General features: G+C 32.8%; 10 protein-coding genes. All 10 read left to right on the top strand.

Annotated elements, in window-relative coordinates; genetic code table 11:
- Window positions 1-860 (top strand): DUF5977 domain-containing protein (locus ACE01P_RS24140; protein ID WP_379701615.1); only part of this gene is annotated, 860 nt, incomplete at its 5' end.
- A gap of 11 nt (window positions 861-871) precedes the next feature.
- Window positions 872-1,747 carry a DUF5977 domain-containing protein gene (locus tag ACE01P_RS24135; RefSeq protein ID WP_379701614.1) on the top strand — a complete coding sequence of 292 codons (876 nt, stop codon included), beginning with the start codon at window positions 872-874 and terminating at the stop codon, window positions 1,745-1,747.
- Window positions 1,748-1,952: 205 nt separating this feature from the next.
- Complete coding sequence (locus ACE01P_RS24130) at window positions 1,953-3,626, top strand: hypothetical protein (protein WP_379701613.1); 1,674 nt, start codon at window positions 1,953-1,955, stop codon at window positions 3,624-3,626.
- A gap of 14 nt (window positions 3,627-3,640) precedes the next feature.
- Window positions 3,641-4,105, top strand: a complete 465-nt coding sequence (locus tag ACE01P_RS24125; protein WP_379701612.1) for a hypothetical protein — start codon at window positions 3,641-3,643, stop codon at window positions 4,103-4,105.
- Window positions 4,106-4,107: 2 nt separating this feature from the next.
- Window positions 4,108-5,913, top strand: coding sequence for a BspA family leucine-rich repeat surface protein (locus ACE01P_RS24120; RefSeq protein ID WP_379701611.1), 1,806 nt, complete (start codon window positions 4,108-4,110; stop codon window positions 5,911-5,913).
- 70 nt (window positions 5,914-5,983) lie between these two features.
- Entirely contained in the window at window positions 5,984-6,451 is a 468-nt protein-coding gene (locus ACE01P_RS24115) for a hypothetical protein (protein WP_379701610.1), read from the top strand.
- Window positions 6,452-6,453: 2 nt separating this feature from the next.
- Window positions 6,454-7,164, top strand: a complete 711-nt coding sequence (locus ACE01P_RS24110) for a leucine-rich repeat protein (RefSeq protein WP_379701609.1) — start codon at window positions 6,454-6,456, stop codon at window positions 7,162-7,164.
- Window positions 7,154-7,399 (top strand): hypothetical protein, encoded by a 246-nt coding sequence (locus ACE01P_RS24105; protein ID WP_379701608.1) that lies wholly within the window; start codon window positions 7,154-7,156, stop codon window positions 7,397-7,399. Before ACE01P_RS24110 ends, ACE01P_RS24105 begins: the two co-directional genes overlap by 11 nt.
- 84 nt (window positions 7,400-7,483) lie before the next feature.
- Window positions 7,484-7,636 (top strand): hypothetical protein, encoded by a 153-nt coding sequence (locus tag ACE01P_RS24100; protein ID WP_379701607.1) that lies wholly within the window; start codon window positions 7,484-7,486, stop codon window positions 7,634-7,636.
- A 171-nt stretch (window positions 7,637-7,807) separates the two neighbouring features.
- Window positions 7,808-8,728, top strand: a complete 921-nt coding sequence (locus ACE01P_RS24095; RefSeq protein ID WP_379701606.1) for a GNAT family N-acetyltransferase — start codon at window positions 7,808-7,810, stop codon at window positions 8,726-8,728.
- Window positions 8,729-8,787 lie beyond the last annotated feature (59 nt).

The raw sequence follows: 8,787 nt of genomic DNA, 5'->3' as shown, positions 1-8,787 counted from the left end.
GTTTTTGCTCAAGGCAATTCTTCTCTAAGTTGAGACAAATCATAATCAATTATAAACAAAGTATGGAATATTACAATATAGCCAAGTCATTGACTGCGGCAAAAAATGATTGCGCTGCCGGAGTCATGGGAACTTCCGTTACATTAACTGCAAATGCAAATCAGTTTGTATCGACAATAAGTGTTGAAGATGCCAATGCAAAAGCAGATGCATGGTTAGCTGCAAATGTTCAGGCCTATGCCAATAACGTAGGTTCATGCAGAATTACAGCCTGGAGAGGAGTAAATCCGTCTTGTGTTGTTGAACCTGATGTAAACTTATCCCCTTTTAACTACATGGTTATTAGATACAAATGGGCATTAGGTGCAGGACAAGATTTTGACACTTATACCGGAATTATAAACTCTGGAACCACCTTAGATAATATATGGATGGGTTGGGGTCACGGGTCTAACAATGAAATTCCAGAAAATGCAACAGCTTCCAATGCTTACATCATGTGGGCAGGAGATAACAGACAAGCAAATGGAGTTGAAGCATGTCTTGTTAATTTCAATAAAATCACCTCTGATTATCCAAGCCTTAGTACAGTACAGGTAAGAATGGCTGGCTCATGGTTTACTTCTATTGGAACCGGAAATATAGATGTCGAAATAGTGACTTATCTCGGTGGTACAATGCAAAAATCAGGTTATGACATCATTAATGTGGGCGGAACTCTGGTGGATCAAAAGAACTTTTCTAAAAAAGTACCAATCCAAGGAAACAATTTGTCCAAAAACATTGAAGCTGTTACTAACCTCGGATACATTACCTACATCAAAGACTCGTCTACAGGAAAAATCGTAATTAAATATTAAAAACAAAAAATATGGGAAATACAGGATACAAATCTTTTGGGGCACTCGAATTATATTATGTTGATGACGGAAGCCCAACAGGACAGCCAACGAAACCAAATGTAGTTACAGATCCTGATTATATTGCTCCCGTTTTAGATACTGCCACATGTGCTCCTAGCATCAGATATTATAGTGTAGAAAAAAGATTAAGCGCAGAAAAGAACAATTGCGGATCGGGATATAGCGGAAGCACCGTTACACTTATTGCTCCTCCAAACCAATTTGTTTCTACCGTAAGTCTTGCAGATGCCAATGCACAAGCAGATGCATGGTTAGCAGCAAACGTACAGGCTCATGCAAATAGAGCTGGAACATGTGAAATCACACCAACCTATGGTGGCGGTGGCGTTTATACCGGATGTTTTATTGAAGGCACTCTAATTACATTACCTGATGGAACAAAAAAAGCGATTGAAGAACTTACTCTTGACCAATTATTGCTTTCTGCAGAAATTGAAACACTTAAGGACACCAATATTGCTAATGAATTGTATAAATGGTCATGCGAGTCTTTATCTGAGAACAGAATCATATCGCCTATTACAAAAATTACAAAACAAGTTGCCGACAAAACAATTATCGTTAATGGTGGTTTATTGGAAGCCACTCCTACTCACCTACAATTAATTCAGCGCAATGGCTTTTGGAGATTTATTCCTTTAGGAGATATCATAGTTGGAGATAATTTATATACAATAGACAAAGAAATTATTCCTGTTACTACTGTAACTGTGAATTTAGAAAAACGAAACATCTATCCAATGACCTTAAATCCATTTCATACCTATTTTGCGAATGGAATCTTAACTCATAACTATAAAGAAGCATTGGCTGCCGATAATTAAAAAGAATGCCTACTTAATGAATAAAAATAGTTTCTTCTTTTAAAAAGCTCTACAAGTATCTAATCCAAATTCTACAGAAAAATTCTTTTTGAAATTGATCTTCAAATAATCTTTAGTCAAAAAAAAGAATGTAGAATTTGGATTTACGTGTATATCATTTCCAAAGAAATGCTTCAAATACATAGCAATTATCAATAAACAAAAAATGGATACAAATCACAACAGAATAAAAGTCTCCGACTTAGAAACAAATGACCCTGATAAAATTTTAATAACCAATAACAATGGTGAGTTAGAATTTACCAACATAAACGATATTAAAATAGATAGTTACAATGGATTAGATTATACAGAAGAAGGAAAAGCTTTGGATGCAAGACAAGGAAAGGTTTTAAAAGATTTAATTGATAATCTTAAATCTTTTTTTGAAACAATATTTCTAGGTATTTCCAATGACCAAAATGTATCTGGAATTAAAACATTTCTTAATGGTAAATTAGGTTTAAGAAATGTCGCAAATACTTTTACCTCTTTTTTTACGAATTCCAATACTGCTTCAAGAACTTATACTCTGCAAAATAGAAATGGAACTTTATTAGACAATACTGATTTATCAACTATCAATTCTTCGTTAGCAACAAAACAATCTCTTTTTACAGGAACCACAAACTATATACCTAAATCTTTAAATTCAACAACATTAGGATCAAGTAGGTTAATTGACAATGGTTCTTTTTTTGGAATAGATACTACAAAATCTCCTTTAAAAGATATTACTCTAAGCAATAGAGACAGTAAAGAATTAGGAATAGAAGAAAGTGCCAATGTAACAGATGGTAAAAATTTAACAATTAGTGCAGGAAGAACTATTAACTATGCTGAAAATACTGCTTTTAATTTTTTACAAAAATTAGTTCCATCTTATGGCATGTGTTCTACAACAAGTGGAAATATATATATTGTTAATCTTTCCAACAGGCTTTATAAACAGGTAGGAGGAGTTGGTCCATTTTTCGACACCGGAATCACGCTTCCTGGATTAGCAATTGCCATATGTTCAACACCCACTAATGATTTATATATAGCTATTCAAAATGGTGATATATTTAAACAGACAAATGAAACTGGGCCTTTTGTATCTACAGGTCAACCAAATAGGAATTGGTATGGCCTTTGCTCCTTTAGATCAAATATATATGCTTCAGTTTATAACGGAGATATTTATATCCAGAATGATGGTTCAGGCCCTTTTATTCCTACTGGCCAAATTTCAAGACAATGGGGAAGAATGGCAGCATCATCCAATAACGTCTATGCTGTAGTTGGTCCATCAGGCGGAATGTATAAACAAACTGGAGGTACTGGAGAATTTACTTTTTATAGCTCTCAAAGTAATAACTCGATTTTAATTTCAAAAAGCAATGATATTTATGTAGGGGCCGGTTCTGACATTTTAAAACAAACGAATGAAAATGGTCCCTTTATATCAACTAGTTCAGCTCTCTTAACAAGTGGTGGAGTTTGGGGAATGGCTTTACATTCAAATGGCAATATATATGCAGGTGATTTTTCTGGCAATATTTATATGTTGCAAAATAATGAAACTGGCATGCCAAACTTAAATGGTGGTACATTAAAACTTAAGTCTGGAACAGGAAAAGGTACAGGTCAGAGTAGGCTTCAATTTTTAACTGGTGAGAAAACAACTTCAGGAACTGATATGCAAATTGAAAAAGTTAGAGCATATATAGACGAAAATGGATATATGATTTGGATGCAAATGCCTACTTATCCAGATAATGCTTCAGCAATTGCTGGAGGTCTTCCGATTGGTTGCGAATACAAGACTTCAACTGGAGATCGCAAAATAGTTTATTAAAAAAAGACAAAAAAATGGACACAAATCACAACAGAATAAAAGTCTCCGACTTAGAAACAAATAACCCCGATCAAATTTTAATTACAAACTCCAGTGGCGAACTGGAGTTTAGCGATATAACATCAGCATTAGATTTTAAAACCGTTAATGGAGAATCGATTTTTGGAAACGGAAATATCGACTTGTCAAACAAACAAGATATTTCGAATCAATTAGAAGTAAGCTCAAGTCAAACTATTCCTTCTAACTGGCATGGTAAAACGGTACTTTTTACCACTAGCTGTACAATTACGGTTCCAGCTTCATTAACTCAAAGTTTCATTTTTAACGGAATCACATTACCTGGTGTTACAATTACTTGGGCAATTACCGCACCGCATACTTGGTTATTTGGCACTCCATCAGCAACAAGCGAAAAGCAGATTTTTACTTTTACTAAAAGAGGAGTAACAAATAGTGTTTTATTATTAGGCGTATAATTATGGGTGCTTTACTTCAAAATACGATTTTCGGAAAAACTAAAAACTCTTTTGTTTCTACTTGGCGAACTTCTAACACATCTACCGGATCTAGTACCTCTAGCCAAATAAAGCTACCTTTAGTTTCATCGGGCACTTATAAATTCATAGTTGATTGGGGTGATGGAACTTCTAACACTATCACTATTTGGAATCAAGCTGAAACTACACATACTTATGCATTAGCAGGAGATTATACCATAAAAATAAATGGCGTTTGTACTGGATGGCAGTTTAATAATACTGGTGATAGACTCAAGATTTTATCAGTTGAAAGATGGGGTAGAAATTTTAGACTTGGAACTAATCAAGGAGGTTATTTTTATGGTTGCGCTAATCTACGATTAGATTTCGTTTCTGATGTTTTAAACCTTAATGGTACCAGTAGTTTAGCTAGTGCTTTTAGATTTTGCAATGTGCTTACAACTATTAACAGATCTAACGAATGGAACACGTCGTCCATTACTGACATCAGCTATATTTCTCAGTACTCTCCATTATTCAATCCTCTAATAAGTTTATGGAACGTAGGAAATGTTACCACTATGCAAGGTGCGTTTTTTGCTTCTGGTTTTAATGGCGACATAAGCAATTGGAACACTTCTAAAAATACTACCTTTTATTTAACTTTCGCTGATAATAATAATTTTAATCAAGATATTGGGGGTTGGGATACAGGTAATGTACTAAATATGCAACAAATGTTTCAAAGTGCAGCAGCATTTAACCAACCAATAAACTCTTGGAATACATCTAAGGTAACAAACATGGCCAGTATGTTTCAAACTGCTTTAACATTTAATCAAAATATTGGCTCTTGGAATGTTTCAAAATCAACAAATTTTTCAAGTATGTTTCAAGGCGCAACCTATTTTAATAATGGAGAAAGCTCAGACATAAATAATTGGCAAATAAACACAAATGCTGCTGTTAATATGCAACAAATGTTTGCAAATGCTATTACTTTCAATCAAAACATTGGTTCTTGGAATGTTTCTATGGTAACAACATTTATTGGAATGTTTCAAGGTGCTAAAGCATTCAATAATGGCGGAAGCAATACAATTAACAATTGGACTCTTAAAACTAGCGGAACTATAATTACTAGCATGTTTCAAAGTGCAACTTCATTCAATCAACCAATTGGGAATTGGAACATGATAGGCGTTACGAGTTTATTTAGTATGTTTCTATCTGCATCTTCATTTAACCAAAATATAGGTTCTTGGAATATCGTGAATGTTACCAACATCCAAGGATTATTTGGAGGTGCTACATCGTTCAACAACGGCGGAAGTAACAGTATTAACAATTGGGCTACAACATCTGTTAACAATATGACAGGTCTGTTTAACGGAGCAAGTTCTTTCAATCAACCAATTGGAAATTGGAACACTACAGCTGTATTGACAATGAATGGTGCATTTAATAGTGCATTCAATTTCAATCAAGATTTGAGCAGTTGGAACACTGAAAATGTAACTACGATGAACAGTATGTTTATTTCTGCACGCTCTTTTAATCAGAATATAGCCTCATGGAACGTATCTAAAGTGATAGATTTTACAAATTTTATGGCTGGCAAAAATACTTCAAATTTCTCTACAGCAAATTTAGATGCCATATATAATAGCTGGAGTACTAGACCAGTTGTTGTAGGATTAACAATATCTTTTGGTACAGCAAAATACACATCAGCATCAAGTGCAGGTAGAGCAATACTTACTGGAACACCTAATAACTGGCGAATTACTGATGGAGGAGTATAAAATTATTATCTAAATTTTATTCAAGACGCTTTTAAACAAATATTACATTAAAAAAAAATATCACAACAAAATGGATACAAACCACAACAGAATAAAAGTCTCAGACTTAGAAAAAAATGATCCCTATCAAATTTTAATTACAAACTCCAATGGCGAACTGGAGTTTAGCGATATAACGTCAGCTTTAGATTTTAAAACAATCAATGGGGAGTCAATTCTTGGAAGTGGAAACATTGATTTTTCTACTAAACAAGACGTTTCAAATCAAATAAATGTGACATTACCTGCAACTGTTCAGGATGCTTGGCATGGAAAAACAGTAAAATTTACTGGTATAGGAACACTTACAATTCCCAATTCATTTGCAAATTCAGGGATGTGTTTCGAAGGAATCACAAAAATAGGAACAACATTAAATTGGTCTATTACAGCTCCCAAAACATTTGAATTTGGAACACCTTTAACAGTAGGAGAAAAACAGATCTTTACTTTCATGCAAAATGAAGGACAGCATTCAATAATGATTTTAGGTCTTTAGTTATGGGATTAAGAAAAACAATTTTTGGAAGGCAAAAAATAAAACCAAATACGTTTATTGGTGGCGTTGCTGCTACTATCAATACACCTGCTCTAATTGCTAGCAAACTTGGAATTTCAGTATCAAGGATTAAAGGGTTTTCTATTGTTGGAAATGATATACAATTTGCAATTACAGGAGGTAACTATATAATTCCACAGAGTGCCTTTAGAACAAATGCAGATATTACATATTATAATGATGCAGGGGGATTAGTTACAAGATTAAATCCTCATGCTTTTGGTAGTACTTCAAAATTTATCTCGTGCAATTTTCCAAAATTATTAACATTAGAAGGAAATGGAAGCGGAGGTGGCCCATTTAATCATTCTGCCATAATTGATGTGGATTTACCAGAATGTACATTATTCAATGGAGGGCATCATTTCGATTCCTGTTATTCTTTAAAGACAGTAAATCTTCCTAAATTAACTAATATGGGAAATGGTGGATATTATATCTTTAGAGATTGTAAGGCATTAAATTCTGTTTATGCTCCATTATGTACAAAAATCGGAGCAACATTAAATTATGATGCTATCTTCCAAAATATTAAAACTGGATGTTCAATTACAATAAATAATGCTTTACAAACAAGTAACTTGGGTACACTGGATGGAGATTTACAATACGCAATAAACTCGAGAGGCGCTATCGTTAATTATGCAATATAACTGCTCCAATACCATAAAATTTAATAATACCATTGATACTTATCTCATCAATCAAAGTGCAACTCCTACTCCTGGAAGAACGACCAGTAATTACTCAAATATTGATATTACTTTTAAAGATATTAAATTTGTTATAGGAAGCACTTCAAGTATTACTCATTTTATTTCTACAGATTTAAGAACAGATAGAAATGGAATTCAAATGGTGTTAGATAACGTTATTTTTATTTTTTAAAATAATGCCAGATTAATAAATATGGTTAATCATGCTTTTACAACAGCTAAATATCAAGTAATTTTTAAAAACTCTGTCAGAATTATGAATAACAATTATTTAGTTTCTAGTGATAGTACCGCTGTTCAGCCTGATGATATACTTGTCCAAGAAAATGCATCAATATTTCACGATTATGGACAAATATCCAATAATGGCAAAATACAAACATCTATTCCTAAAAATAATACGTATTAAGTAATCATACTTTTCTTTAAAACCCTCAATAGCAATATTGAGGGTTTTTTATTTCCAAAATCTTCCAACTTTATGCAATAATTTAAATTTTAAGATTTCATTAAAAAATATAGTTGACAAAAGCAACTAATTTCATATATTTGCATCATAAACAATACAATATTTCAAATCATGAATACCACAACTTCAAAAATTAGAAGTTTCAACAGATTTTATACCGCCCATTTAGATATTTTAAGTCAACATTATTTGGATAGCGAATATTCTTTAACCGAGATACGAATCTTATATGAAATCAGCGAAAGCAAAACAATAACAGCCCAAAAAATCACTGAAATTTTAAATCTCGATAAAGGATATTTAAGCCGAATTTTAAAACGTTTTTTAAAAGAAAATCTAATTGAAAAAATTGCTTCTGAAGAAGACAAACGTGCTTTCAATATAAAACTTACGGATTCTGGAAATGAATTATTAAGCGTTTTAAATGCTAAATCTGAAAATAAGATTGAAGGTAAAATCGAGAAACTAAATAATTCTGAAAAAGAGATTTTAGTCGATTCCATGAATACTGTAAGAAATCTGCTAACAGAAAATAAAATTGCTCGAGAAGAAATTACTTATCGCCACGAAATTACCCCTGGTGATATTGGCTATATTATTCATTTGCACGGTGCTATTTATGGTAAAGAATATAATTTTTCTACAGATTTTGAAAAATATGTAATCAAGACTTTTTATGATTTTCTAGGAAAATATTCTCAAGAAAATGATCGCGTTTGGATGGCAGAATACAACAATAAAATTGTAGGATGTGTGGCGATTGTGCATCAGTCAAACGAAGAGGCACAACTGAGATGGTTTCTTCTCGATCCCGCTTTTAGAGGATTAGGAATTGGTAAAAAACTCTTAACTGAAGCAGTAGATTTCTGTAAAGAGAAAAAATTTAAAAACGTTTTTCTGCTCACTACAAACTTACAGGACAAAGCGCTTCAAATGTATAAAATGATGGGATTTGAACTTACTCAATCGGAAGAGGTTCAAGAATGGGGAAAAACTTTTTTTGAAGAACGATACGATTTGAAACTCCTTTAAAAAACAAGAACCTCCAAAATCAAATTGAATTTGGAGGTTTTTTATTTTACTTTTTAAAG

This window comes from Flavobacterium sp. HJSW_4, from assembly GCF_042436695.1.
In the GTDB taxonomy this organism is placed as follows: Bacteria; Bacteroidota; Bacteroidia; order Flavobacteriales; family Flavobacteriaceae; genus Flavobacterium.
Note: the sequence above shows the minus strand (reverse complement) of the source record. Positions and strands in the feature narration are given on the sequence as shown.

Excerpts from the sequence above, each read along its gene's own strand:
- ACE01P_RS24135 (WP_379701614.1), top strand. The coding sequence starts at position 872 with ATGGGAAATACAGGATACAAATCTTTTGGGGCACTCGAATTATATTAT.
- ACE01P_RS24130 (WP_379701613.1), top strand. The coding sequence starts at position 1,953 with ATGGATACAAATCACAACAGAATAAAAGTCTCCGACTTAGAAACAAAT.
- ACE01P_RS24125 (WP_379701612.1), top strand. The coding sequence starts at position 3,641 with ATGGACACAAATCACAACAGAATAAAAGTCTCCGACTTAGAAACAAAT.
- ACE01P_RS24120 (WP_379701611.1), top strand. The coding sequence starts at position 4,108 with ATGGGTGCTTTACTTCAAAATACGATTTTCGGAAAAACTAAAAACTCT.
- ACE01P_RS24115 (WP_379701610.1), top strand. The coding sequence starts at position 5,984 with ATGGATACAAACCACAACAGAATAAAAGTCTCAGACTTAGAAAAAAAT.
- ACE01P_RS24110 (WP_379701609.1), top strand. The coding sequence starts at position 6,454 with ATGGGATTAAGAAAAACAATTTTTGGAAGGCAAAAAATAAAACCAAAT.
- ACE01P_RS24105 (WP_379701608.1), top strand. The coding sequence starts at position 7,154 with ATGCAATATAACTGCTCCAATACCATAAAATTTAATAATACCATTGAT.
- ACE01P_RS24100 (WP_379701607.1), top strand. The coding sequence starts at position 7,484 with ATGAATAACAATTATTTAGTTTCTAGTGATAGTACCGCTGTTCAGCCT.
- ACE01P_RS24095 (WP_379701606.1), top strand. The coding sequence starts at position 7,808 with ATGAATACCACAACTTCAAAAATTAGAAGTTTCAACAGATTTTATACC.